General features: G+C 68.2%; 21 protein-coding genes. 12 read left to right on the plus strand and 9 right to left on the minus strand.

The window, feature by feature from the left end; all coding sequences use genetic code 11:
* Window positions 1-168 precede the first annotated feature (168 nt).
* Both C8J24_RS07310 and C8J24_RS07315 read left to right on the plus strand, forming a co-directional pair.
* Window positions 169-747 carry a DedA family protein gene (locus C8J24_RS07310; RefSeq protein ID WP_244180482.1) on the plus strand — a complete coding sequence of 193 codons (579 nt, stop codon included), beginning with the start codon at window positions 169-171 and terminating at the stop codon, window positions 745-747.
* Window positions 744-1,142 carry an acyl-CoA thioesterase gene (locus C8J24_RS07315; protein WP_183937533.1) on the plus strand — a complete coding sequence of 133 codons (399 nt, stop codon included), beginning with the start codon at window positions 744-746 and terminating at the stop codon, window positions 1,140-1,142. The genes C8J24_RS07310 and C8J24_RS07315 overlap by 4 nt, the downstream gene beginning before the upstream one ends.
* A gap of 107 nt (window positions 1,143-1,249) precedes the next feature.
* On the opposite strand, the gene ppc is transcribed toward C8J24_RS07315, so the two are convergent.
* From ppc to C8J24_RS07330, 3 genes are all read right to left on the minus strand, one after another.
* Window positions 1,250-3,943, minus strand: a complete 2,694-nt coding sequence (ppc, locus tag C8J24_RS07320) for a phosphoenolpyruvate carboxylase (RefSeq protein WP_107931309.1) — start codon at window positions 3,941-3,943, stop codon at window positions 1,250-1,252.
* A gap of 105 nt (window positions 3,944-4,048) precedes the next feature.
* Entirely contained in the window at window positions 4,049-4,426 is a 378-nt protein-coding gene (locus tag C8J24_RS07325; protein ID WP_056409745.1) for an EF-hand domain-containing protein, read from the minus strand.
* Between the two features lie 37 nt (window positions 4,427-4,463).
* Window positions 4,464-5,030: an HNH endonuclease gene (locus tag C8J24_RS07330; protein WP_031440448.1), complete on the minus strand. Its 567-nt coding sequence runs from the start codon at window positions 5,028-5,030 to the stop codon at window positions 4,464-4,466.
* A gap of 74 nt (window positions 5,031-5,104) precedes the next feature.
* On the opposite strand from C8J24_RS07330, the gene gluQRS reads away from it, so the two are divergent.
* Entirely contained in the window at window positions 5,105-5,995 is an 891-nt protein-coding gene (gluQRS, locus tag C8J24_RS07335; protein ID WP_107931311.1) for a tRNA glutamyl-Q(34) synthetase GluQRS, read from the plus strand.
* Window positions 5,996-6,150: 155 nt separating this feature from the next.
* On the opposite strand, the gene C8J24_RS07340 is transcribed toward gluQRS, so the two are convergent.
* Entirely contained in the window at window positions 6,151-7,626 is a 1,476-nt protein-coding gene (locus C8J24_RS07340) for a S41 family peptidase (protein ID WP_244180484.1), read from the minus strand.
* 137 nt (window positions 7,627-7,763) lie between these two features.
* Here C8J24_RS07340 and C8J24_RS07345 point away from each other — a divergent pair, with 137 nt between their 5' ends.
* The 4 genes from C8J24_RS07345 to egtD all read left to right on the plus strand — a co-directional run bounded on the left by C8J24_RS07345 (window position 7,764) and on the right by egtD (window position 10,899).
* Window positions 7,764-7,991: a twin transmembrane helix small protein gene (locus tag C8J24_RS07345; RefSeq protein WP_031395690.1), complete on the plus strand. Its 228-nt coding sequence runs from the start codon at window positions 7,764-7,766 to the stop codon at window positions 7,989-7,991.
* A 19-nt stretch (window positions 7,992-8,010) separates the two neighbouring features.
* Entirely contained in the window at window positions 8,011-8,577 is a 567-nt protein-coding gene (locus C8J24_RS07350; protein WP_107931313.1) for a cob(I)yrinic acid a,c-diamide adenosyltransferase, read from the plus strand.
* A gap of 67 nt (window positions 8,578-8,644) precedes the next feature.
* Window positions 8,645-9,922: an ergothioneine biosynthesis protein EgtB gene (gene egtB / locus C8J24_RS07355; RefSeq protein WP_107931315.1), complete on the plus strand. Its 1,278-nt coding sequence runs from the start codon at window positions 8,645-8,647 to the stop codon at window positions 9,920-9,922.
* Entirely contained in the window at window positions 9,922-10,899 is a 978-nt protein-coding gene (gene egtD / locus C8J24_RS07360) for an L-histidine N(alpha)-methyltransferase (RefSeq protein ID WP_107931317.1), read from the plus strand. The genes egtB and egtD overlap by 1 nt, the downstream gene beginning before the upstream one ends.
* 144 nt (window positions 10,900-11,043) lie before the next feature.
* Here egtD and ppa read toward each other — a convergent pair whose 3' ends face one another.
* From ppa to C8J24_RS07375, 3 genes are all read right to left on the minus strand, one after another.
* Window positions 11,044-11,622 (minus strand): inorganic diphosphatase, encoded by a 579-nt coding sequence (gene ppa, locus C8J24_RS07365; protein ID WP_031393175.1) that lies wholly within the window; start codon window positions 11,620-11,622, stop codon window positions 11,044-11,046.
* A 77-nt stretch (window positions 11,623-11,699) separates the two neighbouring features.
* Entirely contained in the window at window positions 11,700-13,613 is a 1,914-nt protein-coding gene (locus C8J24_RS07370; RefSeq protein ID WP_107931320.1) for a M61 family metallopeptidase, read from the minus strand.
* A 219-nt stretch (window positions 13,614-13,832) separates the two neighbouring features.
* Window positions 13,833-14,483 (minus strand): DUF1345 domain-containing protein, encoded by a 651-nt coding sequence (locus C8J24_RS07375; protein WP_031393173.1) that lies wholly within the window; start codon window positions 14,481-14,483, stop codon window positions 13,833-13,835.
* Window positions 14,484-14,532: 49 nt separating this feature from the next.
* On the opposite strand from C8J24_RS07375, the gene hisS reads away from it, so the two are divergent.
* The 4 genes from hisS to C8J24_RS07395 all read left to right on the plus strand — a co-directional run bounded on the left by hisS (window position 14,533) and on the right by C8J24_RS07395 (window position 19,422).
* The gene (gene hisS, locus C8J24_RS07380) at window positions 14,533-15,777 is read left to right on the plus strand and encodes a histidine--tRNA ligase (protein WP_056672879.1); all 1,245 of its coding nucleotides are present in this window, start codon (window positions 14,533-14,535) and stop codon (window positions 15,775-15,777) included.
* 106 nt (window positions 15,778-15,883) lie between these two features.
* The gene (gene prfA / locus C8J24_RS07385; RefSeq protein WP_107931322.1) at window positions 15,884-16,957 is read left to right on the plus strand and encodes a peptide chain release factor 1; all 1,074 of its coding nucleotides are present in this window, start codon (window positions 15,884-15,886) and stop codon (window positions 16,955-16,957) included.
* A gap of 123 nt (window positions 16,958-17,080) precedes the next feature.
* A complete protein-coding gene (prmC, locus tag C8J24_RS07390) occupies window positions 17,081-17,926 on the plus strand; it encodes a peptide chain release factor N(5)-glutamine methyltransferase (RefSeq protein ID WP_107931492.1) in 846 nt (281 codons plus the stop codon).
* Between the two features lie 260 nt (window positions 17,927-18,186).
* Window positions 18,187-19,422: a DUF4167 domain-containing protein gene (locus C8J24_RS07395; RefSeq protein WP_107931323.1), complete on the plus strand. Its 1,236-nt coding sequence runs from the start codon at window positions 18,187-18,189 to the stop codon at window positions 19,420-19,422.
* Window positions 19,423-19,522: 100 nt separating this feature from the next.
* Here the strand turns inward: C8J24_RS07395 and C8J24_RS07400 are convergent, their stop codons facing one another.
* Window positions 19,523-19,813: a hypothetical protein gene (locus C8J24_RS07400; protein ID WP_031394022.1), complete on the minus strand. Its 291-nt coding sequence runs from the start codon at window positions 19,811-19,813 to the stop codon at window positions 19,523-19,525.
* 71 nt (window positions 19,814-19,884) lie between these two features.
* On the opposite strand from C8J24_RS07400, the gene C8J24_RS07405 reads away from it, so the two are divergent.
* The gene (locus C8J24_RS07405; protein ID WP_031394021.1) at window positions 19,885-20,337 is read left to right on the plus strand and encodes a CBS domain-containing protein; all 453 of its coding nucleotides are present in this window, start codon (window positions 19,885-19,887) and stop codon (window positions 20,335-20,337) included.
* Window positions 20,338-20,367: 30 nt separating this feature from the next.
* Here the strand turns inward: C8J24_RS07405 and C8J24_RS07410 are convergent, their stop codons facing one another.
* On the minus strand, window positions 20,368-21,903 hold the full coding sequence (locus C8J24_RS07410; RefSeq protein ID WP_107931325.1) for a lipopolysaccharide biosynthesis protein: 1,536 nt from the start codon (window positions 21,901-21,903) through the stop codon (window positions 20,368-20,370).
* Window positions 21,904-22,154 lie beyond the last annotated feature (251 nt).

Genomic DNA, 22,154 nt, shown 5'->3' on the forward strand with positions numbered 1-22,154 from the left:
GCGCGAAGGCGCGATGCCTGTCCTGAGCTTCGCCGAAGGGGCGCGAAGATTTAGAGTTTTCGCGCGGAGACGCGGAGGACGCAGAGAGAAGATGCACACCATTCTCAGCGTCCTCTGCGCCTCTGCGCGAACCACCTATCTTTGCGCCTTCGCGCCTTCGCGTGAACAATGGTCGCTTGCAGCGTGACGATCGAGGCGTTGGTGGCGCGCTATGGCGTCGTGGCGATCTTTCTCGGGGCGGGGGTCGAGGGGGAGGCGGCGGTCGTGACGGGTGGGGTGCTCGCGCATCAGGGGCTGGTGTCGCTGGCGGGTGCGATGGCGGCGGCGGTGATCGGGTCGTTCGTCGCGGACCAGCTGTTCTTTGCGGGCGGGCGGTATTTCCGCGAATCGCGCCCCGTTGCGGCGATCCGGCGGCGCTCGGCCTATGCCCGCGCGATCGACCTGCTCGAACGCTATCCGCGGCGGTTCATCTTTGCCTATCGCTTCGTCTACGGAATCCGCACGGTCAGCCCGATCGCGATCGGGACGAGCCGGATTTCGCAGCGCCTGTTCCTCGCGGTGAACCTCGCCGCGGCGATCGTGTGGGGCTGTGTGTTCAGCGCGATCGGCTATGCGTTCGGCAACGTCATCGAGGCGATGCTGGGGCGGATCGGCACCGGGCGGCTGATCCTTTTCGGCGCGGTGGCGCTGCTGGCGGTCGGCGGCGGCTGGTTCGCGTGGCGGAAATGGCGGGAGCGCAGCGCATGACCTTCACGATGACGATCACCGCGGCCGAGGCGGATATCGACGAGCTGGGCCATGTGAACAATGCGGTCTGGGTCCAGTGGATCCAGCGGATCGCGACCGCGCATTGGGAGGCGGTCGCGCCCGCCGAGCACAAGGCCGCCTATGTCTGGGTCGTGACGCGGCACGAGATCGACTATCGCGGCAGCGTGGTCGCGGGCGAGACGGTGACCGGCGAGACCTGGGTCGAGGGCGGGCCGAAGGGCGCGCGGTTCGACCGGCATGTGCGGTTCGTCGGCGACGACGGGCGCGTGAAGCTGGACGCGGTGACGACCTGGGCGCTGCTCGACCGGGCGAGCGGGCGGTTGTTGCGGGTGCGGCCGGAGATTGCGGCGCCGTTTTTTGGTGCGGCGGGCTGAGGGTTCTGGGTGGGGGGTTTGGGGTGAGGGTCTTGGCCTCACTGGCCCTCACCCTTCCCGCGGCAAGGGCCGCGGGCCCCTTCCCTCTCCCCCGAGGGGAGAGGGAGTTAGCCTGAGTTTCTCAGGCCGGTGGCGATCGCGTTAATCGAGAGGAGGATGCCTTCACCGATGCGCGCATCCTCTTCGCCCGCGCGGCGGCGTTTGATCAGTTCGATCTGGAGCAGGTTGAGCGGCTCGATATAGGGCAGGCGGAGGCGAATCGAGGCTTCGAGCGCGGGGTGTTTCTCGAGCAGGCGCGACTGGCCGGTCGCGTCGAGCAGCCCGTCATGCGTCTGCTGCCAGCCGTCGCGGATCCGGCCGAAGACGGTGTCGCGCAGCGCCGGATCCTCGACCAGCCCGGCATAGCGTGCGGCGATCGCCATGTCCGACTTGGCCAGCACCATCTCCAGATTGGCGAGCGCGGAGGCGAAGAGCGGCCAGCCCTGCGCCATGTCGCGCAGCAGCGCCTTGTCCTCGAACCCGGCGAGCGCCTGGCCGACGCCGTACCAGCCGGGGAGCATGACGCGCGCCTGCGCCCAGCTGAACACCCAGGGGATGGCGCGCAGATCCTCGATCCGGTCGGACTTGGTGCGGCTGGCGGGACGGCTGCCGATCTTGAGCCCGGCGATCTCGGCGATCGGCGTCATCTGGCGGAAAAACGTCCGGAAGCCGCGCTCGTCGCCGCCGACCGTGCCGTAGACGAGGTCACGATAGCTGTGGAACGCGGTGTCGCCGAGCCAGTCCATCGCGGCACAGAAGCGTGTGGTGTCGGCGTTCGACAGGCGTTCGGGTTCGAGGCTGGCGAGCAGGGTCGCCGAGGCGATCGCCTCGAGATTGGTCATCGCGGCGTCGCGCGTGCCGTATTTGGCGGCGATCACCTCGCCCTGTTCGGTGATGCGGATGCGGCCCTGCACGGTGCCGCCGGGCTGTGCGCGGATCGCCGCAAAGGCCGAGCCGCCGCCGCGCCCGACCGCGCCGCCGCGGCCGTGGAACAGCTGCATGCCGACGCCCGCCTGCTCGAACACGGGCCTGAGCGCGGTCGACGCCTTGGACAATTGCCAGGTGGAGGTGAGGTAGCCGCCATCCTTGTTGCTGTCCGAATAGCCGATCATCACCTCCTGATGACCGCGCGCCTTGGCGATCGTCGCGATCTCGGGCAGCGCGAACCAGGCGGTCATGACCGCGGGCGCGGCCTCGAGATCGCCGATCGTCTCGAACAGCGGGACTGCCATGATCGCGGCGCTGGGCGTGTCGCCGGGGCGGTAGAGCCCGACCTCCTTGAGCAGCAGATTCACCTCGAGCAGGTCGCTGACCGACTGTGCCATCGAGACGATGTAGTTGGTGATGCAGGCGGGGCCATAGGCGGCATGCGCGTCGGCGGCGGCCTGGAGGATCGCGAGCTCGCCCGCGGTCTCGTCGCTATAGGCGGCGAAGCGGGTGGTGAGCGGGCGCGCATTGGCGAGTTCGCGGCGGAGCAGCGCGACGCGCGCGTCCTCGTCGAGCGCGAGATAGTCCGGCTCGACGCCCGATACCTTGAGCAGTTCGGCGACGACGCGTTCATGGACCGCGCTGTTCTGGCGCAGGTCGAGCGTGGCGAGGTGGAAGCCGAACGTCTCGACCGCGCGGATCAGCCGGCCGAGCGCGCCGCCGGTCTTGAGCGCGGTGCCGAGCCCGTGGGCGAGCGTGACGAGATCGGCGCGCAGATCGGCGGGGCTGGCATAGGGGGCGCCGGTGAGGCGGCCGGGACGCGGCGCGGCCTTGCCGGTCAGTTTCTGCTGCGTCGCGGCGAGGCGCGCATAGATCCCCGACAAGGCGCGGCGATAGGGTTCGTCGGCGCGGCTGGTGGCGTCGTCGCCGCTTGCCGCAGCCAGCGCCTCGACCGCGGGGTCGGCGACGGCGTGCTCGGTCGAGATCGAGAGCTCGGCGCCGAGCGCGTGGACCGCCTGGCAATAATAGCCGAGCACCGCCTCGCTCGCGCGGGCGAGCGCGGTCTTGAGCGAATCGGCGGTGACATAGGGGTTGCCGTCGCGGTCGCCGCCGATCCAGCTGCCGGGCTTGAGGAAGCTCGGCGTGCGTTCGCCGAGCGCGCGGTCCCAGCGCTGATAGAGTGCGGGCAAGGCGGGGAGGAAGACGTCGCGCAGATAGCTGAGCGCGGTATCGACCTCGTCGGTGACGTAGAGCCGGTCGCGGCGCAGGACGCGCGTCTGCCACAGCAGCGCGATCTGGCGCAGGATCGCGTCGTCGACCCGGTCGCCATCGGGGGTGGTGTCGCGACCCGCATCGCGCAGCGCGAGCAGCTCGGCGATCCGGTTGCGGTGGTCGATCATGCTCTTGCGCCGCACCTCGGTCGGGTGGGCGGTGAGCACGGGGACGATCAGCGCATGGTCGAGCAGCGCGCGGACCTGCGTCCGGTCGATCCCCTCGGCTTCGAGCTGCGCGATCGCGGAGGCGAGGTCGGCGCCGTGTTCGGCCGCGATCCCCTGCCGGTCCTCGGCCAGATTGGCGAGCATCGAGAACAGCATGAAGCCGCGGACGAAATCGAGCGTCTCGTCGAGGCTGAGCTTTTCGAGGCTGAGATCGACCGCGGCATGATCGTCGGTCCGGCCCTCGGCAAGGCCGCGGTGACGCTCGACCGAGGCCTTGCGGATCGTCTCGGTCGCCTCGAACAGACGCGGCCCGCCATAGCTGCGGATGACGTCGCCGAGCAGCGTGCCGAGGAAACGGATGTCGGAATTGTTCGCGATTGCGGGAAGACTGGCCATGCGCCTTGCTGCGCTGCGACAGGGATCAGGTCAACCGCCGAACCCGCAATCGGCGTTGAAATCCGCGCCTGAAGGCGTGCGGTCAGGACATAAAATTACTGACGATCATCGCCCCTCGCGCTTGCGGGCTTCGGCGCGCTCTTCGGAGGTGACGGTGCCGTCGTGGTTCAGGTCCATCCGGTCGAACCATCGCAGCGTGCCTTCGCTCCACTCGACTTCGGTGATCACGCCGTCCTTGTTGCGGTCGAACGCCTTGATCCGTGCATTGGGGGAGGGCAGCTCGTCCTTGGTGATGCGATCATCGGCGTTGCGGTCGAGCGTGCGGAAGCGCCGTTCCATGCTGGCGCCGAAATCGAGCCGCGAGGTGACCGAGGGGGGGACGAAGCCGACTGCGCCGGCATCCGCCTCGGCGCGCTGCGCATCCTTGTCGCCGCACCCTGCGACGATCAGTCCCGCCGCGATCACACCCATCATCACCCGCATCGACCCGTCTCCCGCACAATGCTGCGCGGCCGGACGGTCACGCTTCGAGTTCAATGTCCCAGTAGAGCCAATCATGCCAGGTTTCGTGCAAATAATTCGGCGGGAAGCTGCGGCCATGTTCGTGCAGATGCCAGTTGGTCGGGCGGATCGGCTCGAGATGGAGCGGCATCGCGGCCTGGCGCGGGGTGCGCCCGCCCTTTTTGAGGTTGCACGGCGCACAGGCGGTGACGACATTTTCCCAGGTGGTCCGCCCGCCTTGCGCGCGGGGAATGACATGGTCGAAGGTGAGATCGCGCAGCTTGCCGCAATATTGGCAGGTGAACTTGTCGCGCAGGAACAGGTTGAAACGGGTGAAGGCGGGAAATTGCGACGGTTTGACGAATTGCTTGAGCGCGATCACCGAGGGGAGCTTGAGCGCGAAGCTCGCGCTGCGCACCTCGCGTTCGTAATTGGCGACGATATCGACGCGATCGAGGAAGACGGCCTTCACGGCGGTCTGCCAGGGCCAGACGCTGAGCGGATAATAGGAGAGCGGCGTGTAATCGGCGTTGAGCACGAGCGCCGGACATCCATCCGGGTGGCGTATCAGGTCGGGGTGAAACACGGCTCCTCCCACAAAAGTCCCGGACGCGCTTTCGCGCACCGGCATGACAGGGTCATGACAGCACGGCGCGGGACATGGGGTCAAGTCCAGTGAACAGCGCGGAATTCGTCACGACGCGGTTCGCGCCCAGTCCGACCGGGCGGCTGCACCTCGGCCATGCGCTGTCGGCGATCCGCGCGCACGACTTTGCGCGGGCGCGGGGCGGGCGGTTCCTGCTGCGGATCGAGGATATCGACATGGGCCGCAGCCGGCCCGAGCATGTCGCGGGAATCGTGGAGGATCTGCGCTGGCTGGGGCTGGACTGGGACGATCTGTCCTACCAGTCGGCGCGGCTCGCATCCTATCAGGCGGCGCTCGATGGATTGAACGCGCGCGGGCTGCTCTATCCGTGTTTCTGTACGCGGGCGGAGATCGCGGCGAGCCTGTCGGCGCCGCATGAGGGCGAGGGCGCGGTCTATCCGGGGACGTGCCGGAAGCTGGCGCCCGCCGAGGTCGCGGCGCGGATGGGCGAGGCGCATTGCTGGCGGCTCGACATGGCGGCGGCGCTCAACGTGACGGGACCGCTCGAATGGGTGGATGCGCGCGCGGGGAGGGTGCGGGCCGATCCGGCGGCGCAGGGCGACGTGGTGCTCGCGCGCAAGGATGCGCCCGCCAGCTATCATCTCGCGGTGACGCTCGACGATGCGGCGCAGGGCGTCACCGACGTGGTGCGCGGCGACGACCTGTTCGCGGCGACCGACGTGCACCGGCTGTTGCAGGCGCTGCTGGGGCTGCCGACGCCGCGTTATCATCATCATCCGCTGATGCTGGGGGCGGACGGTGCGCGGCTCGCCAAGCGCACCGGCGCGCCCTCGCTCGCGGCGATGCGCGAACGGGGGGAGGACGGGCTCGCGGTTGCGGCGGGGGTGCGGGCGATGCTGGCGGAGGATGCTCACCGGGATGCTCCCCACGTGCCGTCATCCTGACGAAAGTCAGGATCCAGGGTTACCGGGGGGCGGCGTGTTTGGCTCTGGGCCCTGACTTTCGTCAGGGTGACGGGGTGGGTGGGTGAGCGGGGGTGACGGGGTGAGCGGGATTGACGGGGTGGGCGGGGTGACCCGGCCCCGTCGCGCCGGACGGATCAATAGAGGCCGGGGACTTCGCGTTGCGGGGTGGTGGGGTGGTCGGGGATCAGCAGCGCGCGCGTGGGGAGGTCGGTCGTCGGCGTGGGCGTGCTGGTACGGGCCGACGCGGTCGCCGCGGTCGCGGTGACCGGCAGGCAGCTGCGGCCGGCGAGGAAGTCGATCGCCTGGCGCGTCGAGGCTTCGCGCGGGTCGCCGAGCGGATAGCGGATATCGTCCTCCGCCCGGCAGCTCGCCTCGACCGTGCCGGCGAGCCCGTCATAATAGGCGCCCTGGCGTGCGGCGTTCTGCGTCGACAGCGCGACCACGCGGAGACGGTCGTCGCAGGCGGCGCGGTCGAGCCCGATCTGGCCGACGGGCTTGCCATAGGTGTTCGTACCGATCAGCCCGGCAGCGCTGTGCAGATAGGGGATCATCGCGTTGATCACGAGTTCGCTCGCCGAGGCGGTCCCGCCCGTGCCGATGAACGCGACGCGCGTCGGCGCGATCGATTCGGGCTGCGGCGCGAAGAAGCGCGTCGTGTTGTTGGCGGATTTTTCGGTGCGGAACGTGGTGTAGCTCGACACTTCGGAGGTCGCGCGGTTGCGGCCGAGCAGGTCGGTCATCAGCTCCGCGATCGAGATCAGCCCGCCGCCATTATAGCGCAGGTCGATGACGATATCGGTGACGTTCTGCGCGCGGAAGCTGGCAAAGGCGGCGCGCAGCGCGGGGTCGGCGGTCGAGATGAACGTCCGGAGGTTGATATAGCCATAGTTGCGCCCGCCATCGGCGATGACCTTCGCGCCGTAGCGGCTCGAGACCGGGAGCAGCGCGAAATCGGTCTTGGTCAGCGTGATGTCGCGCGTGCCCTGCGCGTCGCGGATCTGCAGCACGCGGCTGGTGCCGACCGTGTCGGGCCCGAGCGCGGTCGAGACGCCCGCGCTGCCCTCTGCGGCGAAGATCGCGCTGACGGTCCGCAGCGTGTTGGCGTTGGTCCCGATCGCGACGATTTCCGCACCGCGATCGACCTGCGCCGCCAGCGCGGCGCCGCCTTCGAAGGATTCGATGACATAGGCACGGCGCCCGCTGCCATCGATGCCGAGACGGAAGCCGAAGCCGGCATTGGACCCCGCCTCATAATAGGCGTCCTCCTCCTTGATCGACGTCAGATAGGTGAAATAGCGGTCACGGCGCTGACCGCGCGCGGTCGCGGTGAGCGCGTCGATATAGGCGTCGACGGTCGTATAGGGTGTCGGGTCGAGGCTGGCGGGCAGCGTCTCGGGGAACAGATACCATTCGCGCAGCTGCGCCGCTGCCCAGTCCTGCCGCTCGCGCAGGCTGCACCCCGCGACGGTCGTCGGGGTGGTCGTGCCGGTCGTCGGGGTGGACACCCCGGGCGTACCGCCGGTCGATCCCGACACCGCGCCGGAGTCTCCGCCGCACGCACTCAACATAGCCAGCATCGCCAGGCTGGCGCCGATCCGTCCGTTACGCATACTCATTCCCCCATTTGTCACGATGCTAGCCGGGAAGATCGGGGCTGTCAGCGTAGAATTCCGCCCGTTTCGAGGCTTGTCCGGCGACCGGCGGAACGGCCATTGCGGGGCGGGGCGCGCATGCCTAGATTGTCGTCATGAACACCTTCCTCGTCATCCTCCTGATCGCGGCGATGATCGCGACGCTTGTTGCTCTGGTGCGCGGGGTGGTGACGTTCCTGCAGGACCAGTCGGCGCAGGTGAAGGACGGGGGGCCGAGCGCCGCGTCGCTGAAATCGAACCGGATGATGCAACAGCGCATTTTCTTTCAGGCGATCGCGATCCTGATCGTCGTGCTGATCCTGTTCGCCGCGGGCCGGACCTGAGCCCGAAGGGCGTAACGTCATGGTAAAGCTGAACAAGATCTACACGCGGACCGGCGACGCGGGGACCACCGGGCTGGTCGACGGATCGCGCGTGTCCAAGGCATGCCCGCGGATGCAGGCGATCGGTGATGTCGACGAAGCGAACAGCGCGATCGGCGTGGCCGCGGTGGTGCTGGGCGATCATCCGCTTGGCCGAGCGCTCGAGCGGATCCAGAACGACCTGTTCGATCTCGGCGCGGACATCGCGACGCCGGGCGAGGATTTCGCGCCGTCGGAAATGACGCTGCGGATCATCGGTTCGCAGGTCGAGCGGCTCGAAGGCGAGATCGACGCGATGACCGCGCAGATGGCGCCGCTGACCAGCTTCATCCTGCCGGGCGGATCGCCGGGCGCTGCGGCGCTGCATCTGGCGCGCGCGATCACGCGCCGCGCCGAGCGCGCGGTGGTCGCGGTCGACGACCCGATCAATCCGCTGGCATTAGCGTATGTTAACCGCCTGTCGGATTTCCTGTTCGTCGCCGCGCGTGCGGTGAACCAAAACGGGGCGAGCGACGTTCTTTGGCGACCGGGGGCAACGCGCGGATAGCGCTCCGTATCGCTGCATCCTTTTATAAGGGGCCATGCCGCGTGCATCGCCCGCACGAGGACAGTCGATGCCGAACCCCGTCCCCACCCATGATCCCGTGACCCTGCCTGACACGGACGCGCTCGGTGCCCGTTTCACGGCCGTGCGCGACCTGTCGATCGCGCTGGCCGCGCCGCTGTCGGATGCGGATGCGACGGTGCAGTCGATGCCCGACGCGTCGCCGACCAAATGGCATCTCGCGCATACCAGTTGGTTCTTCGAGACGTTCGTGCTGCGCGATCACGTCGCGGGCTACCGGCTGCACGACGAGCGCTTCCCGTTCCTGTTCAACAGCTATTACGAGGCGGAAGGGCGGCGGCATGCGCGCGACCGGCGCGGGATGATCACGCGGCCGACGCTCGACGAGGTCCGGGCGTACCGCGCGCATGTCGATGCGGCGCTGATCGCGGCGCTGCCCGACCTGCCCGAGGCGGCGCGCGAGCTGGTGGCGCTGGGCTGCCATCACGAGGAGCAGCACCAGGAATTGCTGGTGACCGACATCCTTCACCTGTTTTCGGAAAATCCGCTCGAACCCGCGGTTTGGGCCGCGCCGCGCAAGGTGCCGGTCGAGATGCCGGGCGCGATCGGCTGGATCGAACGCGACGCCGGGATCGCGCGGATGGGGCATGACGGCGACGGCTTCGCGTTCGATTGCGAGACGCCGCGGCACGACACGCTGCTCGCGCGCCACGCGATCGCCGACCGGACGGTGACCAATGGCGAATGGGCGGCGTTCATCGCCGATGGCGGCTATAGCGAGCCGCGTCACTGGCTCGCCGATGGCTGGGCCTGGGTGAAGGCCGAAGGCATCGTCGCGCCGATGTACTGGGAAGAACGCGACGGCGGCTGGACGCGGTTCGGGCTCGACGGGCGGCGCGCGATCGATCCGGCGGCGCCGGTCACGCATGTCAGCTTCTACGAGGCGGACGCCTATGCCAGCTGGGCCGGCGCGCGGCTGCCGACCGAGGCCGAATGGGAGGCCGTTGCGGCGGACTATGCCGGCGATGGCGGCAATCAGATGGATGCGGCGGGCCCGGTCGAGCCGCGGCCGGCACGCGCCGGCGACCCGGCCTTTTTCGGCGACGTCTGGGAATGGACGGGCAGCGCCTATCGCCCCTATCCCGGCTTCCGCGCGGTCGAGGGTGCGGTCGGCGAGTATAACGGCAAGTTCATGAGCGGCCAGTTCGTGCTGCGCGGCGGGAGTTGCGCGACGCCGCGCGGCCATGCGCGCGCGAGCTACCGCAATTTCTTCTACCCGCACCAGCGCTGGCAGTTCACCGGCGTCCGGCTCGCCAAGGATATCTGATGTTGAAGCGTGAAATCGAAGACGGCGAGCAGAGCCTGGCCGACCCCGCCTTCCGGGCGGACGTGCTCGCCGGGCTGGAACGGCGGCCGCGCGCGATCCCGGCGCGCTGGTTCTACGACCGGCGCGGCTCCGAATTGTTCGAGGCGATCACCGACCTGCCCGAATATTATCCGACGCGGACCGAGCGCTCAATCCTCGAGACCGCCTGTCCCGAGGTCGCCGAGATTGCCGGCGCGGGACGTGCGGTGGTCGAATTCGGGTCGGGGTCGTCGACCAAGACGCCGATCCTGCTGAGCGCGGTGGCGCCGTCGGTCTATGTGCCGATCGATATCTCGGGCGATTTCCTGCGGGAATCGTCGCGTGTGCTTGCGGCGCAGTTCCCCGAGCTGCTGGTCCTGCCGTTCGAGGCGGATTTCATGCGGCCGCTCGCATTGCCGAAGACGATCGAGGACACGCCCAAGCTCGGCTTCTTTCCGGGGTCGACGATCGGCAACATGATCCCGCTGATGGCGGTCGACCTGTTGAAGGCGATGCGCGCGTCGCTCGGGATCGGGGCGATGCTGCTGATCGGGATGGACCGGATCAAGGATCCGGCGGTGCTGGTCCCCGCCTATGACGATGCGCAGGGCGTAACCGCGGCGTTCAACATGAACCTGCTCGAGCGGATCAACCGCGAGCTCGACGCCGATGTGCCAATCGAGGCGTTCCGGCACAAGGCGGTGTGGAACGACGACCGCGCGCGGATCGAGATGCATCTCGAGGCGCAGCGCGATGCCGCGTTCACGATCGAGGGGCGGCCGTTCGATATCGCCGCGGGCGAGACGATCCACACCGAGAACAGCCACAAATACGGGTCGCGCGATGCGCGGATCCTGTTGCGGTCGGGCGGGTGGACGCCGATCCGCGAATGGACCGATCCGGCGGGGTTGTTCTCGCTGTACCTGGCGGAAGCACAGGCGGAGCGGCCGGCGCCGTAAGGGCGGGGCGGCTGGGCGAGGGCGGGGCAGGTGCTTCGACTTCGCTCAGCACGAACGGGGGGGCGTAGTTCGCGGCTCCGTTCGCCCTGAGCGCAGTCGAAGGGCGCGCCGGGTGCGCGCCGCTTCGACTTCGGTCTTTTGTAATCAGCGGCCTGCGGCGTCGTCCGCGTTCATGGGCTCGTCGCCCTGCTTCTTGGCCTCTTCGTAGCGCTCGATCGCCTCGATCGTGATGCGCTTGGCTTCCTCGGCATCGCCCCACTTGCCGACGCGGACCCACTTCTTCTTCTCGAGGTCCTTATAGTGGGTGAAGAAATGCTCGATCTGCTCGAACACGATCTCGGGCACGTCGGCACGGCCGCCGACGTTCGAATAATAGGGGAACACGTCGTTGACGGGGACGCAGACGAGCTTCTCGTCGCCGCCGGCCTCGTCCTCGAGGTTGAGCACCGCGATCGGGCGCGCGCGGACGACGCAGCCGGGGATGAACGGCGAGCGCGCGATCACGAGCGCGTCGAGCGGATCGCCATCGGGGCTGAGCGTGTGCGGCACGAAGCCGTAATTGGCGGGGTAGCGCATCGGCGTGTGCAGGATGCGGTCGACGAACAGCGCGCCCGATGCCTTGTCGAACTCGTACTTCACGGGCTCGCCGCCGGTCGGGACTTCGATGATGACGTTCAGGTCTTCGGGCGGGTTCTTGCCCGTCGGGATGAGGTCGATACGCATGGCGGTCCTTTCAGAAATGGCGGTGCCGGCCGCTTCCCCTTGGGGAGGCGGCCGGCACCGGAAAAATATCGGAACTGTCAGCGCGGCATCAGCAACTTGTCCAGTCCGCCGTCACCTGTACCGACCTTCTCGAGCCGCGGATAGCGCGGGCCGTCATGGTAATCGAGCGAGACGTCGCGGAATCGCTCGTTGTTTTTTACAGTCAGACGGATCGGCAGCTTGGTGCCCTGGGCCGCCAGAATTGCCGCTTTCATGCGGTCCGACGAGTAGGACTCGCCGTTGACCGCCTCGATTTCGGTGCCGACGTCGATCCCGGCGCGGAACGCGGGGCTGTCCCAGATCGAGGCAGTCACGACGCCGTCCTTGTTCATCACCAAGCCGAGCGAATAGCTGACATCGGTGCCGCGGCTCTTCTCCGCCTGCTTCAGATACGGGCTCTGCACGGGGCCATAGACCAGCTTGTAGCCGTTCATCGCAAAGCCGTTGATCGGCGCGGGCTTGCCCGTCTCGGTCAGCCGCGTGTTGAGGAAGCCGGCCCAGTCATAGGGCAGGATGCCGTTCAGCGTCTTGGCCACGTCGTCGAACGTGTAGGTGACCTCGCCATAGTCACCGTTGCGGATGCCGAAGAATGCTCGCGCGAAATCGTCGATCGACTTGGTGCCGCCCGATTTCTGGCGGAGCATCGCGTCAACCTCCATCCAGACCATCAGCCCTTCGTTGTAGTAATCCTCCGAGCGCTGCCAGCTGGTCCAGCCCTTGGGACGGCGCGACGAGATGACCGGATCGTTGGTGGTGTCGATCAGCGGGCGCCACTGGCGACCTTGCGCGGTGTCGTAGGTGCCGAGAATCGAGGCATAGCCGTCGAGCGTGTCCTGCTTGCTGACCAGACCCGAGCGCGCCTGGAGCACATAGCCCCAGAACTGCGTCTGGCCCTCATAGACCCAGAGCAGCGAGTTGCGCATCGGCGTGCGGAAATCGGGCGTCCACAGGTCGGCGCCGCGGCGGAACTTGCCGTCCCAGCTGTGCGTGAATTCGTGCGGCAGCAGGTTGCGTGCCGACGCGCCCGTCTCCCATTCGGTGAAATAGCCGGGACGGACGCCGTTTTCCGAGCTGCGATGATGTTCGAGGCCGATCCCGCCGAGCTGGTCGGTGATCGAGAGCAGGAACTCGTAATGATCATAATGCTCGGCGCCGAAGGTGCGCGCGGCCTGGTCGACGAGCCGCTTGTGCGCGTCGATCTGCTCGGGCTTGGCGGCGAGCTGGTCGGGGGTGTCGGCGAAGACGTTGAGGTCGACCTTCGGGCTCAAGGGCCAGACCTTGCCGTATTTGCCCGCGAGGATCGGCGAATCGACGAGGATCTCGTAATTGGTCCGGTCATAGGCATAGGTCGCGCCCGAGACCTTGGCGGGGACCGCACCCGCGGCGGTCCAGCCGGTCGGATAGGTGACGGTCATCTTCACCGGGATCTGACGCGTATAATAGCCGGCGGGGTAGAGGCTGACCGAGTTCGGCTGGAGGCTGATCATCGTCGGGGTCATGACGACACGGCCTTGGTCCGCCTTGGTCGCGGAGATGAACTGGAAGGTCGCGTCGAGCTGTTTGGTGCCCGCGGGGACGTCGATGTGGAAGGCGTAGACGTCGACCGGATCGCGCGTCCAGGGAAGGATCCGGCCGTTCGCGCGGATCACCAGCCCGGCGAGCTTCTCGATCTCGCCGCGTGGCGCATGGTTGCCGGGCAGCCATTTCGGGAAGAGCAGTGCCATCTTGCCCGATTTGGCGACGGGGATCGTCTCCTTCACGCGGAAGATGCCGCGCTCGGTATCGGTCGCGTCGATGTCGAGCAGGATCGTGCCGGGATAGGGCGTGTCCTGTGCGGCGGGGATCGTGTCGACGAACGGCACCGGCTGCGGGGCGGTGTTGCCGGCGGGGACTTGCGCGACCGCGGGAAGTGCAGACGCGAGCAGGGATGCGACGAGAAGCTTGCGGATCAAGGAAAAGGCCTTCCGGCAGAGAGACGATGGTCAAGGTGTAAGCGGCAGAAAGGGCAGTCGTCCAGCCCTTTGCCGGGGTGTATAGTTCACCCGGTCACCATGACCTCTTCCCGTCATCCTGACGAACGTCAGGACCCAGGGTTACGGGCGGTGGCGTGTCTGGCTCTGGGTCCTGACTTTCGTCAGGATGACGGAAGAGGAATGACGGGAGGACCCGCGTCAGCTGCTGCCGAGCACGTTGATCGTGAAGGCGAGCACGCCGATGTTGAAGACGAACGCGGCCATGCACTGGCCCAGCGCGACCTTGCGCACCCGCCGCGACGTGATCTCGACGTCGGAGGTCTGGAAGGTCATGCCGAGCGTGAAGGCGAAATAGGCGAAGTCCCAGTAATCGGGCTCGGCGCAGGACGGGAAATCCAGCCCGCCCGCGTCGCTGCCATCCGCGGCGTCGCTGTAGAACAGGTGCGCATAATGCAGCGTGTAGACCATGTTGGAGAACAGCCAGGCGAGCACCAGGGTCGCGACCGAGATCAAAATCGCGACGAGATCGGTCTTGCCCTGCAATTCCTTCGCCACCGCGACCAGCACGACGATCAGGATCGTCCCGCTGAACGCGAGCAGCACCGCGCGGTTGGCGTCGTTCTCGTCCGCATAGCGCCGCATCCGCTCCGCGGTGGCGTTGCCGAACAGCGTCGCGACGGTGGCGAGGAACAGGACCGCGGCGATATCGAACGCCGCCATCGTGCCGCGGCCCAGCCCCAGTCGGGGGATCAGCGCGACGAGGCCGATCGCGAAGACGCATGCGAACAGCACGAAGCGCGGCGGGGCGATGCGCCGGCCGAGCCCCCAATAGCGGACGTCGTTGCTCATGTGACGGCGCTAGCGCTTCGCGGGCACGTCGCCTAGATACGCGCGCATCATGGCCAGAACAGAAACCCCGCGTCGCATCCGCGGCACTCAGGACATCTTCGGCGACGAGCAGCGCCGTTTCGCGCATGTTCTCAGCACCTTCGAACGCGTGCGTGCGCTGTATTGCTTTCAGCGGATCGACATCCCGGTGTTCGAATCCACTGCGGTGTTCGCGCGCTCGCTCGGCGAGACGACCGACGTCGTGTCGAAGGAGATGTACACATTCGAGGATCGCGGCGGAGATTCGCTGACGCTGCGCCCCGAATTCACCGCCGGCATCGCGCGCGCCTATCTGACCGAGGGCTGGCAGCAGTTCGCGCCGCTGAAAATCACGACGAGCGGCCCGGTGTTCCGCTACGAGCGCCCGCAAAAGGGCCGGTTCCGGCAGTTCCACCAGATCGATGCCGAGGTGATCGGCGCGGCCGAACCCGCGGCGGACGTCGAGCTGCTGGTGCTGGCGGACCAGTTGCTGCGCGAACTCGGCATTGCCGACGGCGTGACGTTGCAGCTCAACACTTTGGGCGATGCCGAGACGCGCGAGGCATGGCGCGCGGCGCTGGTCGCGCATTTCGAGGCGCATCGCGGCGAGCTGTCCGAAGACAGCCTGACGCGGCTTGAGAAGAACCCGATGCGGATCCTCGATTCGAAGGACCCGAAGGACCGCCCGATCGCGGACAGCGCCCCCGACATCGACGCGTATCTGACGCCCGAGGCGCGCGCGTTCTTCGACGCGGTGACCGCCGGGCTCGATGCCGCGGGCGTCGCGTGGGAGCGCAATGCGCGGCTGGTCCGCGGGCTCGATTATTACCGGCACACCGCGTTCGAATTCGTGACCGATCGGCTGGGGTCGCAGGGGACGGTGCTGGCCGGTGGGCGCTATGACGGGTTGATCGGGTCGCTCGGCGGGCCCGAGACGGCGGGTGTCGGCTGGGCGGCGGGGGTCGAGCGGCTGGCGATGCTGCTGGAGGAGCCGGCGGCGGCGGGGATCGATGCGGTGGTCGTGCCGATGGGTGCCGCGGCCGAAGCGCGCGCGACCGGCATCGTCGCGGATCTGCGGCGTGCGGGCGTCGCGGTCGAGATGGCCTATAAGGGCAAGATGAAGGCGCGGATGGCGAAGGCGGATGCGCTCGGCGCGCGGTTTGCGATCATCCTCGGCGATGACGAGCTCGCCAAGGGCGTGGGCGCGGTGAAAGCGCTCGCGACCGGCACGCAGACCGAGGTCGCGTTCGCCGATCTGGCGGAGGCGCTGCGTTGAGCCTCCCCGTCATCCCGGCGCAGGCCGGGATCCAGCGCCATGAAGGCTCCGCCCGGTCACCCTGGATCCCAGCTTTCGCTGGGATGACGCAAGAGGGAGCGTCCGCATGACCCAGATCTCCCCAGACCGCATCCGCGCGATCGAGGCGCGGCGGGACGAGTTGCAGGCGCTGATGTCGACCGGCGACCTGCCGTCGGACCGCTTCGTCGCGGTGTCGAAGGAATATGCCGAGCTCGAACCCGTCGCGCAGGCCGCGACCGAGGTGCGGCGGCTGCGGCAGGAGGCAGAGAGCCTCGCCTTCATGGCCGAGGATGCCGATGACGAGCTGCGCGCGATGGCGTCCGAGGAGCTGCACGAGAATCGCACGCTGCTCGAGACCGCGGACCGCAAGCTCGCGCTCGCCTTGTTGCCGCGCGATTCCGCCGATGAGCGCTCGGCGATGCTCGAGGTGCGCGCCGGGACGGGCGGGGACGAGGCGGCGCTGTTCGCGGGCGATCTGTTCCGGATGTACCAGCGTTATGCCGAATCGCAGGGCTGGCGGGTCGAGATGATCTCGGGATCGTCGTCCGACGCGGGCGGATTCAAGGAAGTCGTCGCCAGCGTCACGGGGCAGGGCGTGTTCGCGAAACTGAAGTTCGAAAGCGGCGTCCACCGCGTCCAGCGCGTGCCCGCGACCGAGGCGGGCGGCCGGATCCACACCTCGGCGGCGACCGTCGCGGTGCTGCCCGAGGCGGAGGAGGTCGACGTCAAGATCGACGACAAGGACCTGCGCATCGACGTCTATCGCTCGTCGGGGCCGGGTGGTCAGTCGGTCAACACGACCGACTCTGCCGTGCGGATCGTCCATATCCCGACCGGGCTGACGGTGATCCAGCAGGACGAGAAGTCGCAGCACAAGAACAAGGCGAAGGCTTTGCGCGTGCTGCGGACGCGGCTCTACGAGGCAGAGCGCGACCGGCTGCATGCCGAGCGCGCGGGTGCGCGCAAGTCGATGGTCGGGTCGGGGGATCGCTCGGAGCGGATCCGGACGTATAATTTCCCGCAAGGCCGCGTGACCGATCACCGGATCAACCTGACGCTGCACCGGCTGCCGGAAATCGTCGCGGGCGATATGGCCGAGCTGATCGGTGCGCTGGTGTCGCAGGACGAGGCGGACCGGCTGGCGCAGCTGGATGGCTGAGGTTGCCTTCTCCCCCCCCTCCCGCAAGCGGGAGGGGGCCGGGGGGTGGGCGCGCGGCCGGTTCCATACGGGCGGGGCACTGGAGTTGTTCGACACATCGCCGACGGTGCGACCGCGGTGAGCGTGAGCCCACCCCCCAGCCCCCTCCCGCAAGCGGGCGGGGGGGTAAGCGCAGCGATCGCCACCGCGGCCGCGCGCTTTGCCTTCTCCACCACCCCCCGCCTCGACGCCGAACTGCTGATGGCGCATGCGCTGGGCGTCGAGCGGAACGCGATCCTGCTCGATCCCGACCGCTACGCCGTCCCCGCCAGCTTCGCGGCGCTGGTCGCGCGTCGTCTCGGGCACGAGCCGATCGCCTATATCACCGGCACGCGCGGCTTCTGGTCGATCGATGTCGCGGTCGGGCCGGGGGCGCTGGTGCCCCGCGCCGACAGCGAGACGCTGCTGATCGCCGCGCAGGCGCATTTTGCCGGCGGTGCGCCTGCGACCATCCTCGATCTCGGCACCGGCCCCGGCACGCTGCTGCTCGCCGCGCTCGACGAATGGCCCGCGCGCGGTCTCGGCATCGATTTTTCGGCGGAGGCGCTCGGCTATGCGCGCGCCAATGCGGCGGCGCTCGGCATGGCGGACCGTGCGCAGTTTTTGCGCGGCAGCTGGGCGGACGCGATCGAGGGGCGGTTCGACCTGATCCTCGCCAACCCGCCCTATATCGGTACCGCCGAGACGCTGCCGCCCGAGGTCCGCGATCACGAACCGCACGCGGCGCTGTTCGCAGGCGCGGACGGGCTCGACGATTACCGGATCCTCGCGGCGCAGCTCCCCGCGCTGATCGCACCCGGCGGCGCGGCGGTGATCGAGATCGGCGCGACGCAGGCGGTGCCGGTCTCGGTGCTGCTCGAGGCAGAGGGGCTGCATGTTGCGCTACATCATGATTATGGCGGAAACCCGCGCGTCCTGCTCGCGCGATGACCGGCGCGACTTGACGATTATGGCCTGCCGCCGCATATTTCGCTTGTGGGAGGCCCTTCCGGGCCGCTATCACGTGGGCAGGGGCACGCAATCTCGACAACTTGGTCGTTTTTGAGCGTTGACCCGCATCCTTCGCCTTAAAGTCGCTGCAGTCCGGCGGCCCTGGCAAGTCCGACGCATCGTTATCGGTGCGCGGCGGGGGGTTTGCACCGCATTTCGGAGCACGACCAGATTTTGGTTCGACGACTGAGGACACAAGCTTGATCAACAACCGGCAAGCCGGCCGCCGTCGCGGTCGTGGCAACAATAATAATGGCGGCGGTGGCGGTCAACGCCAGGGCGGCGGCGGTGGTGGTGGCCAGGGTGGCCGCGACACGGGCAACCGCATCGACAGCCGCGCGCGCGGCAACGCGAGCCAATTGTACGAGAAGTACAAGAATCTGGCGCGCGACGCGCAGATGCAGGGCGACCGCGTCAACATCGAATATTATCTGCAGTTCGCGGATCATTATTTCCGCGTACTGAGCGAGACCCGCGCGCGCTTCGAAGAGAGCCAGCCCCAGGCGCAGCAGCAGCAGCCGCGCCGCCAGCAGCCGTTCGATCTCGACGGCGACGACGATTATGGCGACGAGGGCGAACCGATCCGCTCGGGCGAGCAGCAGGGCAGCCAGCATAACGGGCAGCAGCACGGGCAGCAGAACGGCCAGCAGGGATCCGGCGACCAGGCGGCGATGGCGAATGGCGGCCACTCCAATGGCCAGTATTCGAACGCTCGCGCGCCCCGTGAGAATCAGGGCCGCGAAAACCAGGGCCGTGATGGTCAAGGCCGCGACGACCGCTCGCAGCGCGACGATCGCCCACGCTACGATGCGAACCGCAACGAGGGTCAGCGCAACGAGGGCCAACGTAACGACGGTCAGCGTGGCGAGCCCCGTGGCCCGCGGATGACGCAGTCGCGCGACGAGCAGCCCGGTGACGAGCAGGGCCAGCAGCGCGAGACCCAGCCCCGCGAAAACCAGGGCCGTGACGAGTATCGCGAGGCCCCACGCCGCGACACCATCCGCCGTACGCCACGCGCCGCGCGTCCGGTCCAGGCCGAGTCCGAGCAGCAGGGCGAGCGCGCGGACGACGGCGCTGCGCGCAGCGTTACGCCGGCCACGCCCGACGCAGCCACGTCCGACGACCGGTCGTCCGCGCCCCAGTTCACGGGCGAGCCGGTCGACGTTGCGGCCGTGAGCGCCCCGGCGCCCGCGTCGGACGGTTCGGGCGAGGAGCAGCCCCGCCGTCGTGGTCGCCCGCGTCGCGACCGCAGTCTCGACGCGCCGGTCGCCACGGACGATGCCGCACCCGCGGCGTTCGACGCAGACCGCCTGCCGCCATCGCTCGGCATCTCGGCCTCGGCACCCGCTGCCGACGCTTCGGCGGACGGCGCAGCCGCGGAAAAGCCGCGTCGCCGTCGCGTCCGCGCCGCCACCGACGAGGTCGAGGCCGGCTGATCGTCGCGCCACACAGCAGGATCAAAAAAGGCCGGTACCGCAACGCTGCGGTACCGGCCTTTTTCGTTTCCTCCCTCGGCCGCGCGCATCGCCCGGACGGCTAGTCGATCCGGGTCACGTCCTCGTCATGGCCGCTGCCCGAACTCAGGAAGACGAGCCCCATCAACAGCCCGGCCATGATCACCGATCCGCCGACCCCGCCGAGAATCGCGAGCATCGTCACGAGGTGCAGCGCCCCTTGAAGATGCGCCATCGCGACGATGACGCCCGCGGCGCAGATCGCTGCCGCCAGTATCATCCACGCCATGATCGTCCGGAACCGGCCCCAGGCGAACGCGGCATAATGTGGATCGTCGAGTCCGGTCGGTGTCTCGGCAGAAGGATCGGTCATCGCTTTTCATTGCCGCGCAAACATGGTTTTCTCAAGCCGCGCGCATGGAGACGCGACAAGGAGAGGCGGAGATGACGATCGCGACGATCCTCGAGACCAAGCGGCGGACCGGTGACGGCACGCGGGCGGACATGGTGCTGTCGCTGCACCCCGATGCGAGCGTCGCGGACGCGGTGGCGATGCTCGCGGAACAGCGGATCGGCGCGGCGCCGGTGCTCGACGACGGCCGCGTGGTCGGGATATTTTCCGAACGCGACGTGATCCATTGCCTGCAGGCCAAGGGCGCGGGGGCGCTGACGCAGCGGATCGGCGACGTGATGACGCGCGCGGTCAAATCGGTCGCGCCGACCGAATCGGTGATCGGCGCGCTGTCGCTGATGACTCAGCGGCGGATCCGGCATCTGCCCGTGATCGACCATGATCAGCTCGTCGGCTTCGTCTCGATCGGCGATCTCGTCAAATTCCGGATCGACCGGATCGAGGCGGATGCCGCGGCGATGCGCGCCTATATCCAGTCCGCCTGACCCGCGGACCTGATCAGGCAGCAGGTTCGATCAGGCCGCAACGGGACGTTTGCGCAGCACCGCGACGAGCTCGCCGAGCGCCGCGCGCGCGAAGGCGAGCATCCAGCCTGCATAGACCGTGCCGCCCACCGCGAGCAGCACCGCGAGGCGCCAGACCGGATCGAGCACTGGCAGGCGCTGATCGACCAGCCAGACCGCGACCGCCATCGCGATCGCGGCCAGCGCGGGCGACGCGACCGCGCCGGCGACCGCACGTGCGGGCACGCCGATCACCGGCAGGCTCCGCCACGCACTGATCGCGAAATACAGCGGATAGGCCGCGATCCAGGCGAGGCCGAGCCCGGTCGGCCCCCACTCAACCCCGATCAGGAACGCGGTGCTGAGGATCGCCGCGCCGGTCGCGCCGTTGCGCACGCCGATACCCGGTCGCCCGCGCGCATCGGAGGCGGGGGTCAGCAGCACCTGGAGCGTCATGAACGGCATCGCCAGCGCGAGCAGCCGGACGATCGGTGCGGTCTCGACCCATTTCTCGCCGAGCACGGTCAGCACCAGCGGCTCGGCGGTGACCGCGAGCCCGAGATAGAAGGGCATGGCGACGATCATCACCAGCCGCACGCCCTTCACGAACGCCCGCCCGATCGCGTCGGGATCCGCCTGCATCCGCGCATAGGCGGAAAAGGCGACCTCGTTGAGCGGCGGCACGAACTTGCTGACGAAGATCTGCGTGAGGAACAGGCTGGTCGTGTAGATGCCGAGCACGTGCGGCGAGAACCGGCGCCCGGCGATGAACACATCGGCCTGGCTCTGCAGGAACCAGAAGAGCTGGCTCGCCGCCATCACCCCGCCATAGCGCGCGAGCCGGCCCGCGCCGCGAAAGTCGAAGCTCGGCCAGACCAGCGACCGTGCGCTCCACGTCATCATCGCGCCCCGCACCGCGAACAATACGAGCGGGGCGATGACGAGCGTCCATACCCCAAGGCCATAGAGCGCGCCGCCAAGCGCGGTGCTTGCCGAGGCGATCGAGGCGGTGATGTTCGCCTTGGCCTGATGGCGAAAATCCATCGCGCGTGACAGCAGGGCATAGGGCAAGGCGATGAACGGCGTGGTGAGATAGAGCAGCGCCTGGACGCGCAGCATGTCGGCGACGACCGGCTGGCGGTAATAGGCGGCGGCAAGCGGCGCGAGCACCAGCTGCGCCGCGGCTAGCGTCGCATTGAGCAGGATCAGCATGCCGAAGAGCTGGCGCACCTCGTGGCGGCTGATCGTCGCCTGCTGGATCAGCCCGCTCGCCAGCCCATAGCCGTTGAGCATCGCCATGAAGGTCAGGATCACCTGGCACATCGCGAACAGCCCGTAATCGGCGGGGGCGAGGATGCGGATCACCAGGAAGGTGGCGCTCCACTGGACGAGCTGCGCGACGATCTGGCTTCCCGACCGCCAGATCAGCGCACTGCGGACCTGCCCGCCGAGCGGCGCCGGGGCGGCCAAGCCGTCGATCGGCCCGTCGGGCGGCCGGTCCGCCAGCGGGTCTGCCGCCGGCGGGGCGCTGGGAATCGGCGTGGTCATCGGACCGGCCCTATAATCGCCTGCGCTTCACAAGCACTTAAGAAAGCTACCGAGAGATGCCGCGTCCCGTCCCTTGCTGGCACGCGGGGGCGTTGTCGGCATGCCCTGCACGGCTCACACGGGCTGCCTGGGGGCGTAAGCCGGTCGAAATGAAGAAAATTGCCATAAAAGTGAAATTTGCGTTTGACGGGATTGGGGATGGGCCCTAGAGGGGTGTCACCGCAGCGAACGGCCACACGGTCTGGTTGCTG

Origin of the sequence: Sphingomonas aerolata (assembly GCF_003046295.1) — a bacterium.
Classification (GTDB): domain Bacteria; phylum Pseudomonadota; class Alphaproteobacteria; order Sphingomonadales; family Sphingomonadaceae; genus Sphingomonas; species Sphingomonas aerolata.

Bases quoted from the DNA above. Each gene is read 5' to 3' on its own strand.
- C8J24_RS07340 (WP_244180484.1), bottom strand. From the start codon at position 7,626: ATGCGTAACGGACGGATCGGCGCCAGCCTGGCGATGCTGGCTATGTTG.
- prfA (WP_107931322.1), top strand. From the start codon at position 15,884: ATGACCCAGATCTCCCCAGACCGCATCCGCGCGATCGAGGCGCGGCGG.
- C8J24_RS07310 (WP_244180482.1), top strand. From the start codon at position 169: ATGGTCGCTTGCAGCGTGACGATCGAGGCGTTGGTGGCGCGCTATGGC.
- C8J24_RS07315 (WP_183937533.1), top strand. From the start codon at position 744: ATGACCTTCACGATGACGATCACCGCGGCCGAGGCGGATATCGACGAG.
- egtB (WP_107931315.1), top strand. From the start codon at position 8,645: ATGCCGAACCCCGTCCCCACCCATGATCCCGTGACCCTGCCTGACACG.
- C8J24_RS07375 (WP_031393173.1), bottom strand. From the start codon at position 14,483: ATGAGCAACGACGTCCGCTATTGGGGGCTCGGCCGGCGCATCGCCCCG.
- C8J24_RS07345 (WP_031395690.1), top strand. From the start codon at position 7,764: ATGAACACCTTCCTCGTCATCCTCCTGATCGCGGCGATGATCGCGACG.
- egtD (WP_107931317.1), top strand. From the start codon at position 9,922: ATGTTGAAGCGTGAAATCGAAGACGGCGAGCAGAGCCTGGCCGACCCC.
- C8J24_RS07350 (WP_107931313.1), top strand. From the start codon at position 8,011: ATGGTAAAGCTGAACAAGATCTACACGCGGACCGGCGACGCGGGGACC.
- C8J24_RS07410 (WP_107931325.1), bottom strand. From the start codon at position 21,903: ATGACCACGCCGATTCCCAGCGCCCCGCCGGCGGCAGACCCGCTGGCG.
- hisS (WP_056672879.1), top strand. From the start codon at position 14,533: ATGGCCAGAACAGAAACCCCGCGTCGCATCCGCGGCACTCAGGACATC.
- C8J24_RS07325 (WP_056409745.1), bottom strand. From the start codon at position 4,426: ATGCGGGTGATGATGGGTGTGATCGCGGCGGGACTGATCGTCGCAGGG.
- ppc (WP_107931309.1), bottom strand. From the start codon at position 3,943: ATGGCCAGTCTTCCCGCAATCGCGAACAATTCCGACATCCGTTTCCTC.
- gluQRS (WP_107931311.1), top strand. From the start codon at position 5,105: ATGGGGTCAAGTCCAGTGAACAGCGCGGAATTCGTCACGACGCGGTTC.
- ppa (WP_031393175.1), bottom strand. From the start codon at position 11,622: ATGCGTATCGACCTCATCCCGACGGGCAAGAACCCGCCCGAAGACCTG.
- C8J24_RS07400 (WP_031394022.1), bottom strand. From the start codon at position 19,813: ATGACCGATCCTTCTGCCGAGACACCGACCGGACTCGACGATCCACAT.
- C8J24_RS07405 (WP_031394021.1), top strand. From the start codon at position 19,885: ATGACGATCGCGACGATCCTCGAGACCAAGCGGCGGACCGGTGACGGC.